Source organism: Streptomyces sp. NPDC041713 (assembly GCF_055591085.1).
This window is the reverse complement of sequence record NZ_JBVIZY010000006.1, coordinates 532827-554008: the sequence shown is the minus strand read 5'-3', so window position 1 is coordinate 554008 and position 21182 is coordinate 532827. Positions and strand designations below refer to the sequence as shown.

The 21182-nt window shown below is 73.7% G+C and carries 16 protein-coding genes; 10 read left to right on the top strand and 6 right to left on the bottom strand.

Annotation, left to right across the window (positions count from 1 at the left end; genetic code table 11):
- Positions 1-26 precede the first annotated feature (26 nt).
- Positions 27-1385: a cytochrome P450 gene (locus ACZ6CV_RS21845; RefSeq protein ID WP_469252388.1), complete on the top strand. Its 1359-nt coding sequence runs from the start codon at positions 27-29 to the stop codon at positions 1383-1385.
- Between the two features lie 39 nt (positions 1386-1424).
- On the opposite strand, the gene ACZ6CV_RS21840 is transcribed toward ACZ6CV_RS21845, so the two are convergent.
- Positions 1425-2609 (bottom strand): cytochrome P450 family protein, encoded by a 1185-nt coding sequence (locus tag ACZ6CV_RS21840; RefSeq protein ID WP_469252387.1) that lies wholly within the window; start codon positions 2607-2609, stop codon positions 1425-1427.
- 125 nt (positions 2610-2734) lie between these two features.
- Here ACZ6CV_RS21840 and ACZ6CV_RS21835 point away from each other — a divergent pair, with 125 nt between their 5' ends.
- Both ACZ6CV_RS21835 and ACZ6CV_RS21830 read left to right on the top strand, forming a co-directional pair.
- Positions 2735-3439 carry a TetR/AcrR family transcriptional regulator gene (locus tag ACZ6CV_RS21835; protein WP_469252386.1) on the top strand — a complete coding sequence of 235 codons (705 nt, stop codon included), beginning with the start codon at positions 2735-2737 and terminating at the stop codon, positions 3437-3439.
- The gene (locus ACZ6CV_RS21830) at positions 3436-4719 is read left to right on the top strand and encodes a phthiocerol/phthiodiolone dimycocerosyl transferase family protein (RefSeq protein WP_469252385.1); all 1284 of its coding nucleotides are present in this window, start codon (positions 3436-3438) and stop codon (positions 4717-4719) included. The genes ACZ6CV_RS21835 and ACZ6CV_RS21830 overlap by 4 nt, the downstream gene beginning before the upstream one ends.
- Before the next feature lie 157 nt (positions 4720-4876).
- Here ACZ6CV_RS21830 and rsgA read toward each other — a convergent pair whose 3' ends face one another.
- Both rsgA and ACZ6CV_RS21820 read right to left on the bottom strand, forming a co-directional pair.
- Positions 4877-6010, bottom strand: a complete 1134-nt coding sequence (gene rsgA, locus ACZ6CV_RS21825) for a ribosome small subunit-dependent GTPase A (protein WP_469252384.1) — start codon at positions 6008-6010, stop codon at positions 4877-4879.
- A gap of 321 nt (positions 6011-6331) precedes the next feature.
- The gene (locus ACZ6CV_RS21820) at positions 6332-6916 is read right to left on the bottom strand and encodes a GNAT family N-acetyltransferase (protein ID WP_469252383.1); all 585 of its coding nucleotides are present in this window, start codon (positions 6914-6916) and stop codon (positions 6332-6334) included.
- Positions 6917-7361: 445 nt separating this feature from the next.
- Between ACZ6CV_RS21820 and ACZ6CV_RS21815 the strand changes: the two genes are divergently transcribed.
- On the top strand, positions 7362-8588 hold the full coding sequence (locus tag ACZ6CV_RS21815; RefSeq protein ID WP_469252382.1) for a cytochrome P450: 1227 nt from the start codon (positions 7362-7364) through the stop codon (positions 8586-8588).
- Between the two features lie 62 nt (positions 8589-8650).
- The gene (locus ACZ6CV_RS21810) at positions 8651-8851 is read left to right on the top strand and encodes a ferredoxin (RefSeq protein WP_469252472.1); all 201 of its coding nucleotides are present in this window, start codon (positions 8651-8653) and stop codon (positions 8849-8851) included.
- Between the two features lie 33 nt (positions 8852-8884).
- Here the strand turns inward: ACZ6CV_RS21810 and ACZ6CV_RS21805 are convergent, their stop codons facing one another.
- Positions 8885-11467 carry a polysaccharide lyase family 8 super-sandwich domain-containing protein gene (locus ACZ6CV_RS21805; protein WP_469252381.1) on the bottom strand — a complete coding sequence of 861 codons (2583 nt, stop codon included), beginning with the start codon at positions 11465-11467 and terminating at the stop codon, positions 8885-8887.
- Positions 11468-11631: 164 nt separating this feature from the next.
- Between ACZ6CV_RS21805 and ACZ6CV_RS21800 the strand changes: the two genes are divergently transcribed.
- A complete protein-coding gene (locus ACZ6CV_RS21800) occupies positions 11632-12882 on the top strand; it encodes a hypothetical protein (RefSeq protein ID WP_469252380.1) in 1251 nt (416 codons plus the stop codon).
- A gap of 23 nt (positions 12883-12905) precedes the next feature.
- Positions 12906-14153 carry a hypothetical protein gene (locus tag ACZ6CV_RS21795; RefSeq protein WP_469252379.1) on the top strand — a complete coding sequence of 416 codons (1248 nt, stop codon included), beginning with the start codon at positions 12906-12908 and terminating at the stop codon, positions 14151-14153.
- Positions 14154-14181: 28 nt separating this feature from the next.
- Here the strand turns inward: ACZ6CV_RS21795 and ACZ6CV_RS21790 are convergent, their stop codons facing one another.
- Positions 14182-14850: a pyridoxamine 5'-phosphate oxidase family protein gene (locus ACZ6CV_RS21790; protein ID WP_469252471.1), complete on the bottom strand. Its 669-nt coding sequence runs from the start codon at positions 14848-14850 to the stop codon at positions 14182-14184.
- A 309-nt stretch (positions 14851-15159) separates the two neighbouring features.
- Between ACZ6CV_RS21790 and ACZ6CV_RS21785 the strand changes: the two genes are divergently transcribed.
- The 3 genes from ACZ6CV_RS21785 to ACZ6CV_RS21775 all read left to right on the top strand — a co-directional run bounded on the left by ACZ6CV_RS21785 (position 15160) and on the right by ACZ6CV_RS21775 (position 20540).
- Complete coding sequence (locus tag ACZ6CV_RS21785; RefSeq protein ID WP_469252378.1) at positions 15160-18027, top strand: glycoside hydrolase family 2 TIM barrel-domain containing protein; 2868 nt, start codon at positions 15160-15162, stop codon at positions 18025-18027.
- Positions 18028-18284: 257 nt separating this feature from the next.
- Complete coding sequence (locus tag ACZ6CV_RS21780; RefSeq protein ID WP_469252377.1) at positions 18285-19757, top strand: hypothetical protein; 1473 nt, start codon at positions 18285-18287, stop codon at positions 19755-19757.
- Between the two features lie 42 nt (positions 19758-19799).
- On the top strand, positions 19800-20540 hold the full coding sequence (locus tag ACZ6CV_RS21775; protein ID WP_469252376.1) for a hypothetical protein: 741 nt from the start codon (positions 19800-19802) through the stop codon (positions 20538-20540).
- A gap of 51 nt (positions 20541-20591) precedes the next feature.
- On the opposite strand, the gene ACZ6CV_RS21770 is transcribed toward ACZ6CV_RS21775, so the two are convergent.
- Complete coding sequence (locus tag ACZ6CV_RS21770; protein ID WP_469252375.1) at positions 20592-21002, bottom strand: NUDIX hydrolase; 411 nt, start codon at positions 21000-21002, stop codon at positions 20592-20594.
- Positions 21003-21182: the final 180 nt, after the last annotated feature.

Below are 21182 nucleotides of genomic sequence, written 5' to 3'. Positions count from 1 at the left end.
CTACCGCTTCTGGAGGCACACCCGGCATGAAGACCGATTCCGAGCAGACCAGCCGCAGTTGGCGGATCGCCAAGGCGCCGGGCGGGCTTCCGTTGGCGGGCCACGCCCTGCAACTCGCGCGCCGCCCGCTTGAGTTCCTGGGTTCGATGCCGCGCATGGGCGACCTGGTGGAGCTGCGGCTGGGCAGCAAGCCCGCGTATCTGCCCTGCCACCCGGAGCTGGTGCAGCAGGTGCTGCGCAACGCCCGGGTCTATGACACCGGGGGGCCGGTCAAGGAGAAGGCCCGCCCCATCCTGGGCAACGGGCTCATCACCTCCGACTGGGCCGACCACCGCCGTCAGCGCCGCCTGGTCCAGCCGGCCTTCCACACCGCGCGCATGGCGACGTACGCCGTGGTGATGCAGGAGGAGTGCGGGGCGCAGGCGGAGAGCTGGCGTGCGGGCCGGCCGCTGGACGTGGCGGACGCGATGCAGGCGCTGACCGCACGGGTGACGGCCCGTGCGCTGTTCTCGACGGAGATGGCGCCGCACTCCGTCTCCGAGATCCAGCGCAGCCTGCCCGTCATGGTGCGCGGTGCCTTCCGCCGCGCGATGGACCCCACCGGTCTGCTGGCCAGACTGCCGCTCCCCGCCAACCGGGAGTTCGACGCGGCGCTCGGTCGGCTGCACCGCCTCATCGCCGGCATCGTCGGGGACTACCGGCGCTCGGGCAAGGACCGCGGTGATCTGCTGTCGGCCCTGCTGGCCGCGCGGGACGAGGAGGACGGCGGCGCGCTGTCCGACCAGGAGGTCCACGACCAGGTGATGACGCTCCTGCTGGCCGGGGTGGAGACCACGGCGAGCGCCCTGACCTGGGCCTGGCACCTGCTGGCGACACACCCCGAGGCCGAGGCGCAGCTGCACGCCGAAGTCGACGAGGTGCTGGGTGGCCGTGTTCCGGAGTACGCCGACGTGCCGCGGCTGGCGCACACCCAGCGGATCTTCACCGAGACCCTGCGGCTCTACCCGCCGGCTTGGATGTACACGAGGATGACCACTGAGTCCACCGAACTGGCCGGCCACCGGCTGCCCGCCGGGACGGACCTGTTGATCAGTCCGTACGTCATCCACCGCATCGCGGAGTTCTTCCCGCGCCCGGACGCCTTCGACCCGGACCGGTGGCTCCCCGAGCGGGCCAAGGAGGTCACGCGCGGGTCGTATCTGCCGTTCGGCGCGGGCAGCCGCAAGTGCATCGGCGATGTCTTCGGGATGACCGAGGCGACCCTGGCGCTGGCCGCGCTCGCCTCCCGATGGCGGCTGCGGCCGGTGGCGGGCACCACGGTGACGCCCCGCGCGGAGATGAGCCTGACCGCCGGGCCGCTGCCCATGGTCCCGGAGCGTCGCTGACGGAGCCCCGGCCGGGGCGGGCCGGGGCAGCCGGCTCGGTCAGCCGAAGGTCACGGGCAGCTGGTGCAGGCCGCGCAGCATCATGCTGGGGCGCCAGGAGAGCGCCTCGGGTTCGGTGTCCAGGGCCAGTCCCGGGCACCGTTCCAGCAGGGTGCGGAAGGCGATGACACCCTGCATCCGGCCCAGTGACGCGCCCAGGCAGTGGTGTATGCCGTAGCCGAAGGCCATGTGGCCGCGGGCGTCCCGGCGGATGTCGAAGCGGTCGGGCGCGTCGAAGCGCCGGGGGTCGCGCGAGGCAAAGGCCGTCACCACGGCCACCGACTCCCCGGCCTCGATCGTCGTGCCGCCGAACTCGAAGGTCTCCTTGGCGTACCGGAACGCCGTGGTCTCCACCGGCCCCTCGTAACGGAGCATCTCCTCCACGGCGTTGTCGAGGAGCGAGGGGTCGGCGCGCAGGGCGGCGAGCTGGTCCGGGTGGCGCAGCAGGGCCAGCGTGCCGCTGGACAGCAGGTTGGCCGCCGTCTCGTAGCCGGCGACCAGCAGCAGGAACGCCATGCCGAGCATCTCTTCGAAGGAGAGCCTGTCCTCCTCTTCGCCCATGCTCCCGGCGAGCGCGCTCAGCAGGTCGTCGCCGGGCTCGCGCTGCTTGACGGCGATGAGTTCGGCGAGGTAGCCCGTCATGGCCTGGGCGGCGGCCGCCGCGGTCTCGGGCCGGGTGAAGTCGGTGCTCTCCAAGTACCAGTCGTGGAAGGTCTTGCGGTAGTTCTCGGGCACCCCGAGCAGTTCGCAGATGACGGCGAGCGGCAGGGGCAGCGCGAACGCCTCGACCAGGTCGACGCGCCCCAACGGCAGCATGGCGTCGACGAGTTCGTCCGCTATGCGCTGGACCTTGGGTCGCAGCGCCTCGATGCGGCCGGGGGTGAAGTTCCTGGCCACCAGCCCGCGCAGCCGGGTGTGCTGCGGGGGATCCGTCTGCACCATGTTCAGCCCGATGGAGTTGCCGCCGTCGTCCTCCCAGGCGGCCGAGTGCCGGATGTCGTTGGACAGCCGCGGATCGGTCAGCGCGGCCCTGCCCTCCGCATGGCCGAGGACGAGCCAGAACTCCCCCGAGGCGTCGGTCCGCACCCGGTGCACCGGGCCCTGAGCGCGCATCCGCTCGTAGACCGGATAGGGGTTGTCCACGAAATCCTGGCCGAGCGCTGACAGATCATCAAAACCGGTCACGTGCACCTGCGTTCCTCGCTCCGAGCGGATCGTACACAGCGAACCGGGGGCAACTCCCCGGTTGACGGCCCGACCCTAGCAGCGGAAACGGGGAGCGGTCCACGGTTGGTGTTAGGGTGCGGCCCATGGTCGACAGCGAGCCCCCGCGGGGCCCACGGCGCAAGGACGCCCGACGCAATCGCGACATGCTGATCGCCACCGCGCGGGAGGTCTACGCCGAGCGCGGCGTGGACGCTCCGCTGGACGACATCGCACGCCGGGCCGGGGTCGGCAACGCCACCCTCTACCGGCACTTCAGCCACCGCACCGAACTGATCGAGACGGTCTTCCACGACGCGCTCGTCCCGATCCTGCGCGTGGCCCACGAGGTCCGGGACAGCCCCGACGCCTGGGACGGCCTCACCTCGTACCTCGACCGTGTCTTCACGCTGCTGGCCGCCGACCGCGGCGCGGGCGACCTCCTGACCACCGCGATCCAGGGGGTCCCCACACTCGACGCGCTGCGCGAGGAGAACCACCGCACGCTCGAGGCCCTGCTGCGGCGCGGCCAGGAGCAGCAGACCGTCCGGGACGACCTGACCGTCGAGGACCTGCTGTTCCTGCTGGCCGCGCTCGGCCGCGCCGTATCCGCCGTACCCGGCAACTGGCGTCGCCATCTGGCCCTGCTGCTGGACGGCCTGCGCCCCGCGGCGGCCCGGCCGCTGCCCGCCCCCGCGCTCCGGCCCGAGCAGTTCGACGCCGCCCTGCACCGCCTCGGCACCGCCCCGCGGACCCCGCAGGGGCAGAAGCCGCACCCTGGCCCACCGACATCGGAGAACCTCACACCATGACGCGTCAGCGCCCGATATCCCCCTTCGAGAGCATCTACTTCGTGGATCTGGGGGCGGCCGCCCTCCCCCTGTACGACATGCCCGAGTTCGTCGAGTCGCTTGTACGCGGACGGCTGGACCCCGGGCTGATGCGGCGGGCCCTCGGCCTGCTCACCGACCGTCACGCGATCCTGCGCTGCGAGGTGGTGGCCAGCGAGGAGGGCCTGCTGCTGCGGGCCCGGGCCCGGGTCGATCCGCCGCTCACCGTCCTCGACGGCGTGGAGGAGACCTACGCCGAGCTCATCAACTCGCGGCCCGACTGGACCGAGAGCCTGGTGCACGCCTGGCTGCTCTCCGACGGCGAGCGCAGCCAGGTGGTGCTCGGCGTCCATCACGGCGTGGCCGACGGCCGGTCGGCCTTCGCTCTGCTCGATGAATTCTGGCGGTACTACACCGCCTTGGCGGCCGGCGCGGATCCCGTGGTCGAGCAACGCGAGGAACTGTCCGCGGCCATCGACACCCGCCTGGCCGGCAGCATCCCGGACGCCGAACTCGACGCCCTGATCGAGGCCGTCGCGCAGGGGACGGGCGACGTCAAGCCCGCCGTCCTGCCCACCGAGGGCGTGGGCCGCCCGGACCGCCCGGCCGTGTCCCGCCGCTTCGTCGTGGAACGGCTGGAGTTCGCCGAGGAGACCACCGACGCGGTCGTCGCGGCGGCCCGGGCCCGCGGGGTGACCGTCAACAGTCTCGTCACGGGGCTGGTACTGACGGCCGTACGCGCACAACTGGCCCCGGAGGAGGGCCCGTTGACGCTAACCTGCGGACACGGTGTCGACCTGCGCACCCGGCTGACGCCCGAGCTGCCCCTGAGCACCGTGCTCAACTGCATCACCGGGCTCCAGACCACGCTGTCCATGAGCCACGACGCCCGGCCGGAGACCGTCGGCCGGGAGGTGGCCGACCAGGTCGCGGCCGCCCTGTCCCGGCGCGACCCCGAGCGCTTCCTGCTCGCCGCGCTCAGAGCGGGTGCGCGGGGCATCGCGATGCCCGTACCGGTCGTCAGCTACGGCATCTCCAACGTCGGCCGGATCCCGGCCCACCCGGTACCCGACGACGTGGAGCTGCTCCGCTTCGGCGGAACGGCCAACGCGCCGGGCATGCCGCCCAAGATAGGCGTCGCCAGCTTCGGCGGCCGCCTGCTCGTCCAGAACGAATACGACAGCTGGACCTACGGCCCGGAACAGATGAACCGCCTACTGGCGACACTGCACACCGCACTCACGGACCTGACCAGGAACTGAGGCCCACGGCGGGGGAGGGACGGGGCGGGGGCCGCAGGCCCCGAAGGGGGACGCGGGGCCGCAGGCCCCCAAGGGGCGCGGGGACCGGCGCACTCAGCCACACCAAACCCGCAGACCCCCACCCACCCCCGGCCCCCGAACCCCAAACCGCCCAAGCTCAGCGCACGCGCCCCCGCTTGAGATCAAGCGCCGCCCGCCCCTCCGCCCCCCGCAACCGCCACTGCCTCCGCATCTCCGCGCGAGCCCGTGCGTCCGTCTTGGCGACGATGCGCTGGTTCTCGCGGATCAGCTTGCGGTAGCTGTCGAGGCGGCGTTCGGCCAGCGTGCCGTCCTCGACGGCGGCGAGCACCGCGCAACCCGGCTCCGCCCCGTGCGCGCAATCGTGGAACCGGCACCGCTCCGCCAGCTCCTCGATCTCGGAGAACACCTGTCCGACGCCGCTCTCGGCGTCCCACAGACCGACCCCGCGCAGCCCCGGCGTGTCGATGAGGACCCCGCCGCCGGGCAGCGGGATGAGGTTGCGGGTCGTCGTGGTGTGCCGGCCCTTGCCGTCGACGTCACGGATCGCCTGGACCTCCATGACGTCGGCCCCGGCCAGCGCGTTGGCCAGCGTGGACTTGCCGGCGCCGGACTGCCCGAGCAGGACCGACGTACCGCCGGAGACGACGGCGGCGAGGACGTCGACGCCGTCCCCGGACGTGGCGCTGACCGGCAGCACCTGCACCCCGGGCGCCGCGGTCTCCACGTCCTCGACGAGATGGCCGAGGGTGACGGCGTCCGGCACGAGGTCGGCCTTGGTGAGCACGACGACGGGCTGCCCGCCCGACTCCCAGCCGAGCGCGAGGAACCGCTCGATGCGGGCGAGGTCGAGCTCCGCGGCGAGCGGGACCGCGATGATCGAGTGGTCGACGTTGGCGGCGAGGATCTGCCCCTCGGACCGCTTGGACGAGGTGGAGCGCACGAAGGACGTACGCCGCGGCAAGTACGCCTGCACGTACCGCGGATCGCCACCCTCCGGATCCACGGCGACCCAGTCGCCGGTGCAGACGACCTTCAGCGGGTCCCGCGGCGTGACGAACTCGGTGTCGGCGCGCACGGTCCCGTCGGCGGTGAGGACATCGCACTGCCCCCGGTCGACCCGGACGACACGTCCGGCAACCAGGCCTTGTGCGGCGTACGAGGCGAACTCGGCCTCCCAGCCCGCGTCCCAGCCGTACGGGGCGAGGGGATGCGCGGAAGAGGAAGGAGAGGAGGGAGAGGAGGGAGAGGAAGAGGAAGACGAGGAAGACAAGGGGTGACCCTTCACAGGGTGGCCCCGGCGTCCGCGCAGATCGGCGCGGGAAGTGAGTCAGGTCAGCCGGAGGCCACGGAGGTGGACTTGATGAACTTCCGGATGCGGGCAGTGCCCATCGCAGCGACAGCCATCGGTCACACCTCCAACTCCTGCTCGGCCGACCCGGACCGCCGTACGGCGATCCGGGAACACGCAAACCCTAGCGACGCCCCGACCCGAAGCGCCACGGCTTTTTCCACGACGCCCCCACCCGCGCGCCGCCTCCCTCCGCCAGGACCGGCCCGTACGACACCGCGAGACGCGGCGGCCCGCAAAGGCTCAACCGTCCGTGGTCGCCCCGGTCTCCGGCCCCGCCGCGCGCACCGCCCGCCACTCCGGCGCCAGCACCGCCCACACCTCCGTGTCCTGCCGCACCCCGCGGTACGGGTCGTCCTCGCGGTGGAGGCCCTCGCGGGTCATTCCCAGGCGTTTCGCCACGTTCACGCTCGGCGTGTTCGCCGGGGCCACGCGCCACTCCACGCGATGCATGCCTCGCGTGTCGATCGCCCAGTCGATGACGGTCCGTACCGCGGCGGTGACCAGGCCGCGCCCCGTGGCGGACGGTTCCAGCCAGCAGCCCGCCTCGCACGTGCCCGCCGACGCGTCGAAGGCCCGCAGGAGCACGCCCCCGACGAGCCGTCCGTCGAGGCGGATCCCGTACAGGCGGCCCGTGTCGGCCGCGGCCTTGTCCGCGTACAGCTGGAGCCACGCGCGCGCCGATCCCAGATCGGACGTGATGTCGGGCAGCCCGACGAAGCGGCCTATGTGGGCGCGGCCGCGGTCCATGTGGGCGAGGAACTCCTCGGCCTGCCACGGCTCCAGCGGCCGCAGCTCGGCCCCCTCGCCCAGCGGTGTCGCGAACATGTGCTTCCTCCACGGTGGCGTCAACAACAAGGGCGGCAACAGCCGCAGCCGACGCGGCTGCGGCACCGGTCCCCCGGATCCTCGCATGGGGCCCGGTCGGCCGAATCCGGTACACGGAGGCCGGAAACCGTGCCCGTAAACCGACCCCATCAGGGACCCGCAACCCCCGTACGGGTGGCACGACGCGGCCTCCGGGCGGGGTGCCGGAGAACGCCCCCCGCCCCGAACGGACCCCACACCGGCCCGCAACGGCCCGCACCGGCCCCCCACCAGCCCCGCGCCCCTCCCCCAGAGCCATAGACGCAGGCAGGTTGCGTGGAGGGGGTGATTCCGGACAGATGCCGGGGGGCCGGGAACTGGCCGGTCTTGCGGTGGACGAAATAGATGCCTCAGGCATCCAATGGGAAGGGAGATAAGCGAAGAACTGCGCTTGCGAGGTAGATCCATGACGGAGTCAATGGAAGCGACGGAAGCGACGGAGACCGTCGCCTTCCCCCAGGACCGCACCTGTCCCTACCACCCGCCGACCGCCTACGCCCCCCTCCGCGAGACCCGGCCGCTCTCCCGCGTCAGCCTCTTCGACGGCCGCTCCGTGTGGGTGGTCACTGGGCAGAAGGAGGCGCGCGAGCTGCTCATCGACCCGCGCCTCTCCTCGGACCGCCGGCACGAGGCGTTCCCCGCGCCCACCGAACGCTTCGCCGGGCTCAACGACCGCCGCATCGCGCTGCTCGGCGTCGACGACCCGGAACACAACACCCAGCGCCGGATGCTGATCCCCAGCTTCTCCGTCAAACGCATCGCGGCCATGCGCCCGCGCATCCAGCAGACGGTCGACGGGCTCCTGGACGCGATGATCGAACAGGGTCCGCCCGCCGAGCTGGTCGGCGCCTTCGCGCTGCCCGTCCCGTCCATGGTGATCTGCGCCCTGCTCGGCGTGCCCTACGCCGACCACGAGTTCTTCGAGGAGCAGTCACGCCGTCTGCTGCGCGGCCCGACCTCCGACGACAGCCGGCAGGCGCGCGACGAACTGGACGCGTACTTCTACGCGTTGATCGACCGCAAGCGCCGGAACCCCGGTGACGGGCTCCTCGACGAGCTCATCCAGCAGCAGCTCGCCTCCGGCGCCGTCGACCGGGAGGAGCTGGTCCGGCTGGCCTCGATCCTGCTGATCGCCGGGCACGAGACCACCGCGAACATGATCTCGCTGGGGACGTTCGCCCTGCTCCAGCACCCCGAGCGGCTCGCCGAACTGCGTGCGGGACTGCGCGCCGACCCGCCCCTGATGCCCGCCGCCGTCGAGGAGTTGCTGCGCTTCCTGTCCATCGCGGACGGCCTGCTGAGGGTGGCCACGGAGGACATCGAGTTCGCCGGGAGCACCATCCGCGCCGACGACGGCGTCGTCTTCTCCACCTCCCTCATCAACCGCGACGACGCCACCTACGAGACCCCCGAGGAGCTGGACTGGCACCGCCCGAACCGGCACCACGTGGCCTTCGGCTTCGGCATCCACCAGTGCCTGGGCCAGAACCTCGCGCGCGCCGAGATGGAGATCGCGCTCGGCACGCTCTTCGAACGGCTGCCGGGGCTGCGACTCGCCGTCCCCGCCCAGGAGATCCCGTTCAAGCCCGGCGACACGATCCAGGGCATGCTCGAACTCCCGGTCACCTGGTAGGTGTTGGGCCACACGGGAAACATTCGAGCAGCAGTCGGGAGGAGTCGACCGTGGCGAACACGATGATCCATGTCGAGAAGGACCGGTGCGTGGGCGCCGGCATGTGCGCGCTCACCGCGCCGAGCGTCTTCACCCAGGACGACGACGGCTTCAGCGAGGTGCTGCCCGGCCGCCGGGACGGCGGCGGCGATCCCCTGGTACGGGAAGCCGCGCGGGCGTGCCCGGTGCAGGCCATCAGCGTCGAGGAGGACGGGGCCGCCTGATCGGCCGTCAGCCACCTTACGCAGGCAGGGGTTTCAGTGGTCCAGCGTGGCCGTGAAGCTCCTGCCGTACGCGTGGTGCGTGTCGACCTCGACGCGGGTGCCGCCCGGCACCCGGTCCACCCGGACCCCCGGATCCGCGGTGACCTTCCGCAGCGGGCGGCCCCGGAGCTGCACCGTCACGGTGTCCCGGTCCATCGTCGGGTCGGACACCGCGAGCGAGAGCGGCGCGCCCGACCGGCCGCGGCGGACGATGACCGAGGCGGGGCCGTGCACGCGCAGGCCCGCGGCCCCGTGCCAGCCCCGCGTGAAGGTGTTGGCCGCCGTCAGGCCGAGCCCGGCATGGCCGATGGCCTGCACGTGGGCCGAATTGGCGAGGACCGTGAGCGGCCCGTGGCGGTGGGCCCGCAGCCGGGCGTCGTCGGCGTTCGGCAGCAGCGCGTACGCGAGCCGGGCGGGGCGGGCGCCCGCGGCCCCGTCGAGGGTGACGCCGAGGACCGAACGGGTCACCTGCGTATCGGGGTTGGCGGTGCGCACGACCCGGCGGCTGCGGGTGACCTCGTCCAGGGTGACCCGCACCGGCGGCCCTTCGAGGAACAGATAGCCCACGGCGGTGCCCCGGGTGGCGTTGGCGTAGCGCAGCCAGCGCAGGGCGGCGGTGCCGGGGCCGGTCCAGGGGCGGCCGTCGCGGCGCAGCCCGGTGAGGGTGATGTGGTCGTCGGGGGCTGCGGTGCGGGCGTCGACGGTGGTGGTGACGGCCCGGCCCGCCGGGTCGCCGACGTCGGCGGCGAGCACCACGATCTCGTCGTCCAGCAGGAACCACGACTTCGTCGCCCTCGCGTTCCGGTAGGTCACGAAGTCGTCGGGCAGCAGCCGCCGGTCGCGGTACGCCACGTCGTCGGACTGCACCATCCCCGCGGCGCCGTACGCGCCGAGGACGGCGCCGCCGGAGTGGCGGGTGGTGCCGCACGGGAAGTAGACGTAGGTGTTCTGCGACTCGGATGACGACGTGAAGTGCAGCGGGTGGTCGGGGTTGTCGTAGTAGGGCGTGCCGTACAACTCCGGTACGGTGCCCCGGTGTTCGACCGGTGCGGTGACGCCCGCGAGGCCGTACGGCGAGACGGTGGTGAAGTAGTCGACGCCGTACGCCTGCGTCTGGTCCTGTCCCGCGAGGTAGAGGTAGTGCGCCCCGTCGCCCTGGAACCAGGGCATGAGGTTCTCGCCGCTCATGTACTCGTACTTGCTGATCCGCGCGGAGCTGCGCGCGAGGGCGAAGGCGTAGCCCGGCCTGCGGTGCACGGTGCGGTCCATGGCGTTGAAGGCGACGCTGCGCGCGGCGGGGTTGAGGTCGGCGGGCGGCACCGCCGCGTCCCCCACGATGTCGGCGTAGCGCACGACGCTGACCGGCGAGACGAAGCGCGCCGGGTCCAGGGGCGCGCGCGAGGTGGCCCGGACGTGTTTGACGTAGCTCTTCAGGGCCGCGGCCTCGGTGCCCGTGGCGAGCGAGGAGAGGTCGACGACGGCCTCGACGACCACCGCCACGTCGGCGTACCCGGAGTCGGGGCGCGACACCGCCCGGCCCTTGACGATCTCCATCATCCAGCCCTCGAAGATCAGCGGGGCGAATCCGTTCCTCACCCAGCCGGACACCGTGGGCACGAGCTGCTCGCCGTGCGCGAAGCCCGTGCCGTCGAGGATCTTGAGGGTCTGTACGACGCGGGTGAGCAGCCCCTTGCCGTACGAGCCGGTGTAGGCGACGGAGGCGTGCTGGATGAACGAGCCGTCCGCGTAATGCCCGTCCGTCACCTGGTGGTTGAGGTGGTAGGGGTCGATGGTGGCGAAGACCGTCAGCTGGTCGGTGAGCGCCTTGCGGATGCGGGCCTCGCCCGGCTCGCCCAGGAGGGCGCCCTGCAGGATCCGGTTGGTGGTGATGTCGGCGAGGTTGGCGCCGGTGTGGAAGCGCGAGTCGAGGTTCACGTCGCCGCCGGTGCCGTTGCGCAGGTAGGCGTCCATCGAGGCGACGTAGGTGGCGATGAGCCCAGGGCGGTGGGCGGCGGTCTCCTCGGCGAGCAGGACGAGAGTCTTGCTGATGTGCTGGGAGATGCCGATCTCCCAGTGGAACCAGTTGCCGTAGTAGCCCTTCGCCTGGTCGCCGTAGTACCGCTCGTGCAGCCATGCCAGGCCGTCGAGGACGCGGCGCTGCACGGCCGTGGCGCCGTACAGGTCCGGGGCGGTGCCCGGGGTGCGGGTGGCGAGGGCGATCTCGTACAGGCGGCGGTAGGCGGTGTTCAGGTTGGCCTCGTCGGCGCCGAGGACCAGGCCGGCGAAGAGCTCGCCCTCGCGCGCGTCGTCCATCGCCTTCAGCCCTGCCCGCGCGGTCTTCTCCACGGCGGCGACCTTGGCGGCCGCCTCCGGGCGGGAGTTGGAGGCGGTGGTCCCGGCGAAGACGGCCACGGTGTTGGCGAGCAGCCGGGCGCGGCCCTCGGCGGACGCGGCGGCGAAGGCGGCGGCGCCCGCCCGGCCCGCGGGACCCGCCGTGAAGAGCGGGACGACCGGGACGACCGCGAGGAGACCGGTGGCCGAGAGGGCGGTCAGCAGGCGTCTGCGGGTGATCTCCATGGCGGCCTCCAACGGCGACGTACGTGGCGTTCCGCGGGCGTTCGGCGAGCGGAGTCAAGCAAACGCCCCCACCGCCGACAAGGGTCCCGGGCCCCGGTCGCGTCCGGACGGATTGATACCGTCCACTCCGATCATGGTGCCGTGCACGGGGGAAGGGGAGCGCCATGCCCGTAACGGGCGCGCCGCGTCGGCCGCGAAAGCGCACCTGGGCGGCGGCCGCACTGGTGGTGGCCCTGCTGGCGGCGGCGTCGGTGGCCTGGGTCGCCGTGTCGCGGGCCGAGGAGCGCGAGGACCGGCTCGACGCCAACCGGGCCTTGGTGGCGCGGGGCTGCGCGGGCCTGTTCCGGGAGGAGCTGTACGCGTCCGTGCCGGACGACGAGCGGGCCGTACTCGACGCGTTCGGGACGCTGCTGCGGCCCGGCGGGGAGAGCCGTGCACTGCTCGACTGCACGCTGGCCTGGGAGGGTGACGGCGCGGCCTCGGGCGTACGGGCCCGGGTGCGGGCCGAGCCGGTGCGCGGCCGTACCGACCCCGACCCCCTGAGCGGCGACTTCGGCCTGCCCCTTCCGGCGGGTGCGGTGGGCGGTGTCGGCACCGCGGGGCGGTGGGACGACAGCGCGGTGTCGGCCTCCCTGCTCGTCGACTGCCCGAAGGGGCTGCACGGGCGTGGCGGGACGGTTCGGGACCTGCTCGTGTCCGTGCAGCTGCCGACCGACGGCGACGCGTACGACGTGCCGAAGGCCGACCGGCTCGCCGCGGCACGGACGGCGGCGAAGGTGACCAACTGGGTGACGCGCAAGCAGGGTTGTGGCGGCGAGCCGCTGCGCACCGAGCCCGGCCACGCCCCCGCGAAGACGCCGGAGCTCTGCGCCTGGCTCGCGCCGAAGGCGCTGCGGCTGACGCCGGGCAGGTGGCGGTTCACCGGGAACGAGACGGTGTACAACCGGCGCTCCGGCGCGTGCGGCGGACAGTGGGACGACACCGCGGGCTCCCCCGGCCACCTCACGGTGCGGGCGGCGGACGCGCAGAGCTGGTCGGGTGTGCTCGCGCGCGGCGCGTACGAGGCGTACGCGCAGGACGGCTCGGCGCCCGACCCCGGGGCGCCGGCCTCGTACGAGAAGCCGGTGACGGTCGAGGAGTCGGGCGACGACCCGCAGCTCACCCTGTGGGCCAGGTCGGAGTGCGTGGCGGGGCCGACGTACCACCGCGTGACGGTGACCCCCGCGCTCGACTTCGACCGCGGGCTGGAGAAGGGCCACGTCGTGCTGGAACCGAAGGACCAGAAGCGCCTCTCGGGCCGGGCGCGCGCGGTGCTCGACCGCTATCTGGCGGCGCCCGACGGGTGGCCCCGGCGCTCGCACTGCGGCCGGACGAAGATTGTGGGAGAGGTGGCTCAGTGGCGCGAGCGGGACTGAGCTGGCGGACGAGGACGGGGCGCGTGGCCCTGTCGTCCCTCGCGGCGCTCGTCGCCCTGGCCCTGGTCGCGGGCGGCTACTACTGGTGGGGCGGCCCGCGCGAACGCCGCGCCGCGCAACAGGTGCTCGACGAGGCCTGCGACGGCGTACTGCCCTCGCGCGAGATGCGGGACGTGCTCGGGGACGGGCCGTACGCGTCCGGTCCCGGCCGCGTCGACCTGCGGGCGGCGCGACGGGGCGGGGAGGGCGGCCGGGTCCGCACGGTCACCTGCGACGTCACCGGGGACGGCGTGCGCGTGGCGGGCGGCGGCACGAACGAGGCCGAGGTCGAGGTGACCGTGCAGCGCGTGCCGCGGCGCGACGGTGACGTCACCGGGAGCGACCGGCGCGAGGAAGTCGGCCCGGACGAGGACCCGTTGTACCCCCGGCTGTCGCCCGAGCTGCCGCCCGTGGGGCTCGGCGGCGGCTGGCGGGGCCTGTTCACGACCGGCGAGAGCCTCACGGACCGGCCCGGCACCGGCACCCGCGCCGGTGCGGCGACCGCGGTGACGCTCCTCGACTGCGCCCGCGGTCGAGGCGGGCTGCTCGTCACCGTCGACGCGAAGGACGACGACGTCACGCTGGACGACCCGAAGCGCCGCACGGCCTTCGCGCGGATCGCCACCGCGACCGCCGCGAAGGCGGCACAGAAGTGGGGCTGCGACGCCGAGTTGGGCTCTCCGCCGCGCTCCGTGGCGCTGCCGGTGAACGTCGACGAGAGCGTGCCGCTCGCCGACGCGTCCGGGACCTGCCGGGGTGTGCCCGGCCGGGCCCGCCAGATCTCCCGGGCCTGGGAGAGCCGAAGCGCGGGCGGTCCCGTCGAGGTGTGCGTCGTGGCGGGCGAGCGGCCCGAACTGCCGGGCCCCGGTACGCCGTTCGGGGTGCGCGGCTACCACCTCGTCGCGTCCTACGGCCCGTACGCGGAGGCCGAACGCCGCGCCTACGCACAGCGCTACGGCCGGTACAGCGAGAAGCCGGGTCCCGGCGAGGCGCCGGCCGGGCGGCTGGAGGGCGGGGGCCAGTGGGCGAGCGCGGTCTGCCGGGACGGGAGCGGCCGGGCGCTGTTCACGGTGCGGGACGACGCGGCGTGGAACCGGGACAGGTCCCGTACGTACGAGGAGCGCCGCACGAAGCCGTCCGCGGCCGACCGGGCGTACGAGCGGGCCGCGCTCGCGCAGTTCGCGCGGCACTCGGCGCGGACCCACGGCTGCGAGACGCCCCGACTGCCCTGAGCGTCGCACGCGCCGGGCGCGGGACACCTCAGAGCCGGTCTTCGCACCCCTGCCGTGTCCCGCTCCGCCCCGCGATGTGCGGCGGCGGCGCGATCCCGGCGGGCAGCAGCGGGTCCGGCACCGGCGCGCCCCATGTGGCGGTGAGCGGCAGGTTCCCGGCCCACACGCCGAGTCCGGCGTCCGGGCCGTCGCCGTCCTCCGGCGGCCCGTCCGCCACCTTGACCGAGGCCTCCGTGAGGGAGAGGGCGAGCAGGGTGGTCGCGGCGAGCTCCTTGCGGCTCGGACGGCGCGCGTAGTCCCACTGGCCGGGCGCCGCGTGCTCGGTGAGCAGGCGCAGGCCGCGCAGCTTCTCCTCGGGGTCGGTCACCGGGCGCGGCACCCCGTGGATCATCACGCTGCGGTACGCGACGCCGTGCTCGAACACGGAACGGGCGAGTATCAGCCCGTCGACGTGCGTGACGGTGACGCAGACGGACGCCTCGGGATCGGCCGCCAGGCTGCGGCTCGCGACGGAGCCGTGCAGGTAGAGCCAGGCGTCGTCGCGGCCGTAGACCGTGGGCACGACCATCGGGTGGCCGTCGACGACGACGCCGAGGTGGCAGACGAAGCCCGCGTCGAGGATCGCCTCCAGGTCGGCGCGCGCCAGACTGCCCTGCTCGCGCAGGCGGCGGTGGCGGGTGCGGTCGGTGACGGGCAGGGTGGCGGGGAGCGCGGCGGGACCGGCACTGGCGCTGGCACTGGCACTGGCACTGGCACTGGCACTGGCAGCTTCGCCGGCCGGCCCCCGCGCGTTCGGCGGCTGTTCATGTCGTTCGTTCACACCACGACAAGTTACCGATACCGCGTGACGGACTCCATGGTTCAACTGAATCCGCCGAAACACGGTCGCCATCGTACGGAATCCGCAGCACCCGCCCCATCCCGTCCAAGCCCGCCCCGAAGAATCCAACGGCTCCCCTCCCGCGACGATGGCGCGCCCGAGCCCCCGCCCTGTCTGATGGAACCCATGGAGCTTCCCCACCACGAGGACGTGTCCCCCGGCACCGGCGGCCTTCCGCCCCGCGCGTGGTACGCGGCGTCGGACGCCGCCACGCTCTCCCTCAACGGCCGCTGGCGCTTCCGCCTCTCCCCCGCCGCCGACACCGAGGACGAGACCTTCGCCGCCGACGGGTACGACGACGGCGCCCGCGGCGGCTGGGGCGAGATCGCGGTCCCCGGCCACTGGGTGCTGCAGGGCCACGGCGCGCCCCACTACACCAACCAGCTCTACCCGTTCCCGGTCGATCCGCCCCGCGTACCCACCGAGAACCCCACCGGCGACCATCGGCGCATTTTCGACCTGCCGGCCGACTGGCCGCGCGACGGCGAGGCCGTGCTGCGCTTCGACGGCGTCGAGTCCTGCGCCCGCGTCTGGCTCAACGGCACGGAGCTCGGCGACTTCAAGGGCTCCCGGCTGCCGCACGAGTTCGCCGTCGGCGCGCTGCTGCGGCCCGAGCGCAACGTCCTCGCGGTCCGCGTCCACCAGTGGTCCGCGGGCTCGTACCTGGAGGACCAGGACCAGTGGTGGCTGCCGGGCATCTTCCGCGACGTCACGCTGCTGCACCGGCCCGAGGGCTGCGCCCGCGACTTCTTCGTGCACGCCGGGTACGACCACCGCACGGGGACGGGCACACTGCGCGTCGACTCCGACGTCCAAGGACGCGTCACCGTACCCGAGTTGGGCGTCGACGTGCCCACCGGCGAACCGGTCACCCTGCCCGTGGAGCCGTGGACGGCGGAGACCCCGCGCCTGTACGACGCGACGCTGGCCACCCCCGGCGAGCGGATCCCGCTCCGCGTCGGCTTCCGCACGGTCGCCCTGCGGGACGGCCGCATCACGGTGAACGGCCGCCCGATCCTCTTCCGGGGCGTCAACCGCCACGAGTTCCACCCGGAGACGGGCCGCGCCCTGGATCCCGAAACCATGCGCGCCGACGTCCTGCTGATGAAGCGTCACAACATCAACGCGGTCCGCACCAGCCACTACCCTCCCCACCCCGCCTTCCTCGACCTCTGCGACGAGCTCGGCCTGTGGGTGATCGACGAGTGCGACCTGGAGACGCACGGGTTCACCGCGGTCGGATGGCGCGGCAACCCCGTCGACGACGACCGCTGGACGCCCGCCCTCCTGGACCGCGCGGCCCGGATGGTCGAGCGCGACAAGAACCACGCCTCGGTCGTCCTCTGGTCGCTCGGCAACGAGTGCGGGACAGGAAGCGGCCTGAGCGCCATGGCCGCGTGGATCCGCGCCCGCGACGACAGCCGCCTGCTCCACTACGAGGGCGACCCGACGTGCAAGGACACCGACGTCTACTCGCGTATGTACGCCGATCACGCCGAGGTCGAACGCATCGGTCGCGGCGCGGACGACGGGCCGCCCGAGCGCGCCCAACTCCCCTTCATCCTCTGCGAGTACGCGCACGCCATGGGCAACGGGCCGGGCGGCCTCGGCGAGTACCAGCGGCTCTTCGAGACGTACGACCGGCTGCAGGGCGGCTTCGTCTGGGAGTGGATCGACCACGGCATCGCGCACCCCGCGTACGGCTTCGCGTACGGCGGCGACTTCGGCGAGCGGCCGCACGACGGGAACTTCGTCTGCGACGGCCTGCTCTTCCCCGACCGGACGCCGTCCCCCGGACTCGTCGAGTACAAGAAGGTGATCGAACCGGTCCGCATCGACGGCGACGGGCCGGGCGGAACGGTCGGGATCACCAACCTCCACGACGTCGCCGACCTCTCCCACCTCGCCTTCACCTGGTCGTTCGAGAAGGACGGCAGGACCGTGGCGGACGGCGTCCTCGCGGTGGGGCCGGTCGGACCCGGCGGGCGTACGCAGGTGAAGCTGCCGCCCCCGCCCCGCCGGGACCCGGACGCCGAGACCCAGTGGACGGTGCGGGCGGTGCTCGCCGACGACACCGCGTGGGCGGCGCGGGGGCACGAGGTGGCGTGGGCCCAACTGCCCGTCGCATCCGGCATGATGCTGCCGGTGCCCGGCGGCGCCGTGCCGGTGCGCGACACCGACGGGCGGCGGATCACCCTCGGCGCCGCGACGTTCGACGCCCGCACCGGCGCGCTCCGGACCTTCCACGGCCGCGAGATCCGGGAGCTGCGGCTCGACGTGTGGCGGGCGCCCACCGACAACGACAACGGCATGCCCTGGCACCCCGAGCCCGCCCTCGCCACCCGCTGGCGCACCCTCGGCCTCGACCGGATGCTGCACCGCGTCGACGCCGTCGAGACGAGCGCCGAGGGGCTCACCGTCCGTACCCGGGTCGCGCCGGCGGCGAGCGACCTGGCGCTGCGCACGGAGTACCGGTGGGCGTCGAACGGCATCGAGCTGCTGCTGCGGATGACCGTGACACCGGAGGGCGACTGGCCGGTGCCGCTGCCCCGCATCGGGATCCGCTTCGGGCTGCCGGGCGCGGGTGACCGGGTGCGGTGGTTCGGCGGCGGGCCCGGCGAGGCCTACCCCGACACCGCGGCCGCCTCCCGGATCGGCGTGTGGGAGTCGGACATCGCGGCCCTGCAGACCCCGTACGTGCGCCCGCAGGAGAACGGGGCGCGCGCGGACGTCCGGTGGGCCGAGGTCGGCGGCGTGCGCGTCGCGAGCGACGACCACCCGGCCTTCACCGCGCGGCGCTGGACGACCGAACAGCTCGACGCGGCCCGGCACCGCACCGACCTGGTGGCCGGCGACACCGTCTGGGTCAACCTCGACGCGGCCCGGCACGGCATCGGTTCCGGTTCGTGCGGCCCCGGCGTCCTGCCCCCGTACGAACTGCGCGCCACCGGCACGACGTCGTTCGCCTGCGTCTTCTCCCCCGCCGCCGGGTGAGGCGCCCCGGGTCGGCCCGCCGGGGTGGTGAGCCGCCGCGATGAGTCACGTTCGCAGACCCCGCACTCCCGGGTGCACCCCGGGGATTTCGGGAACCGGGACCGCGCCGGGGCCTGTCCCCTTCTCATGGACATCGTGCGTGAGACCCGCCCCGGTGAACGGGGACTTGTTCAGCCGGTGAGATCCGCTGTCGGTTCCGGACCGGGCACGGTGCTCACTCCCTTTCGTCACACGTGTCATATGGGTAAGTGAAGGTCATGCCTACAGCACCCCTGCGCGGAAGCACAGACCCCGCCGGGCCCCCCGGGCCGCCCGCGCCGCCGCCCGGACCACCGGCCGGGCGGGTGGTGGCGTGGCTCGGCCGGCTCGGGCCCGTCGCCGTGGGCTACGCCGTGTTCCAGGCCCTGGTGGGCCTGCTCCCCGACGGGCTCTTCGGCGACACGGCCCGCTATTCGCTCGCCGTGGTCAGCGGCCTCGGTACGGGCATCTCCGCGTGGCTGGCCGGCGCGCTGCTGCGGGCCAGGTCGGCGGTGGGCGACGGAACGGACGACGGGACGACGGACGGCGGGGTGGACGGCGAGGGCGGTGGCCTGGACGGCGTGCCCTCGCCCCGTCGCCCGCGGGGGCGCGCCACGGCGCCGGGCGCGGGGGCCCCGGCGCCGGCGCCGGCGCCGCTGCCAGGGCTCTCCGCCGCCACGTACGCCACCCTCGTCGACCGCCTGACGGTCTTCGACGACCCGCTGCGGGGCCGTCTCGTCGGCTGGCCGCACGCCCTCGACGAGCAGCCGGCGCCGGTGCGGCCCACCCCGACCGGCACCGCGTACGGGCTGCACACCGTCCTCGAACTCGGCATGCCCGACGGCCGGTTGCGCGCCTCCGAACTGGTGGAGACGCTCTGGCGGCTGCGGCTGCCCGAGGGCGGCTGGGCGGCCCGCTCGCAGGGCGCGGTGGGGCGCCCCGAGGTGACGGGCCTGGTGCTCGGCGCGCTCGCACGGGCGGGCGCCGACCCGCGCCTGCTCGCCGCCGAGGCGGAACGCTGCACCGAACGGTTCAGCCGCGAACTGGAGCCCGCCGGAACGGAGTTGACCCACGTGGTCACCACCGTGCTGCGCGGCCTGCTGCGGGCCGCGCCCGAATCGCCCGCACTGCCGCTGCTGCGCGACGCGCTCGTCGACGGCGCCGTCACCGATCCGGCGCGCGGCCACCGACGCTGCTGGAGCTCCCGGCTCACGCCGCCGCGCGGCAGGGCGGTGCCCCCGTCGGCGGTGCACACCGCGCAGGCCGTGGTCGCCCTGGACCGCGCGGCACGGGTGCTCGGCGAGGACGCCAACGCCCGCGCCACCCGCGAGGAGGGCATCCGCTGGCTGCTCTCCTGCCCGGGGCCCGCGCACGACGGCTGCGAGGACCTGGAGAGCGGCCACGAGACGGTGCGCCGCCCGCACCCGGTCGACGCGTCGCGCCACGAGGTGCTGTCCGTACGGCACTTCGCGGCGGCCTGGGTGGTCCGGGCGCTGCTCACCCCCGACGCCCCGGCGGTCGCCGCCGACGAGGAGCGCGAGGCGGTCTGGCAGGAGACGCTGGCGGGCGCCGCCGCCTCGGTGTGGCGGCAGCAGGAGAACGGGATCTGGACGTGGGACGGGGTCGATCTCGCCTCCCCGCTGTGGATGACCTATCAAGGCCTTTCGGCGCTGCGGGCACATGCCGTATGGATGTATCAGCCGGGTGGGTGAGCCCCCGGCGCTGCGGCGGGCGCGGACGAGGGGGAGAGTGCATTGGCTGGTCGGCACGTCCACGACGCCAGGCGGCTCCTCGCGGAGCGGCTGGACGGGCCGACCGGGGACGAGCTGGTGCGGGCCGCCCGCGCGGCCGTCACCGAACTGGCCACGCCGGGGCTCCTGTTGCCGCTCATCCGTGAGCTGGCGACGGGCGCGGGCGACCCCTCGGGGTGCGCGCTCCTCTCGTACCGGCACGTGCTCGGCTTCGACAAGCTGCTGCTGATCGACGGCGGGCCGCGGCACATGCTCCGCGCCCACGTGTGGCATCCCGGCCGCGGCACGCAGGAGGACATCCACAACCACCGCTCGCCGCTGGCCTCGTGCGTGGTGCGCGGCGCGCTCGGCATGGAGCTGTACGAGTCCGTGGATCCCGTCGCGGCGGAGGGGCTCGACACGTCCTGGTACCGGGAGTCCCTCGCGGGTGAGGAGGCGGACTGGCTCCTGGAGCCCGCGGGCGCGGCCCGGCTGCGGCTGACCCAGACCGCGCGGTACGCGGCGGGGAGCGGGTACGCGCTGCCGCCGCACGTCCTGCACCGCGCCTGGTGCGCGTCGCCCGGCACGACGGTCACGCTGTTCCTGGAGACGGGGGCGGGGCGGCGGCGGTACACGGACGTGTTCGCCGGGCCCGGCACGGAGGCGGCCCACACGGACCTGGCCGGGCGGGCGGTGGCGAAGAAGCCGCTGGAGGTGCGGGACTACCTGGCGGAGCTCTCGGCGCTGTCCGAGCTGCTCGGCTGACGGCGCCGGCCGGCGATCAGCGGTCAGTGGTCACCAGTCAGCGGCCGGTGGTCAGCCGAAGGCCTGCCGGACGATCTCGCGGTTGTAGTCGTCGATCTCGACCTCGCCGAGCTCGGCGGGGGCGAGCCAGCGGTGCCGTTGGTCGGGCAGCGGCAGCGCCACGTCGAAGGTGAGGGGGCGGACGAGGAAGTTGTCCTGCCAGTTCTTCACCTCGTGCCCTCGGTAGGTGCTGACGAAGGAGGACTCGCCGACCTTGCGGAGCACCTGTCCGAGCAGTCCCGTCTCTTCCTTGAGCTCTCTGAGGACGCCGTCCCGGGAGCTCTCGTCCGGCTCCAGCTTGCCGCACGGTACGCCCCACACACCGGGCAGGAACCGCTCCGTCTCGCTGCGCCGCACGAGCAGCACGCGCCCGCGGTGCGCCACCACGGCCGCCGCGAGCCGGTTGTCGCCGGGATAGTCCATGCCTTCCAACGTAGCGGGGAATCAGGGGGCGTGACAGTCGGGACAGCGGCCCTCGGCCACCGTTTCGCGTTCCCGCTGGTCGAGGCCGAGCGGAACCTAGACGTCCGTCAACCGACTGCCGTAGGCCGTCACCCACACGCGTCGACGGGGCCGGTGTCCGTTTCCTTCAAGACCGGGCGC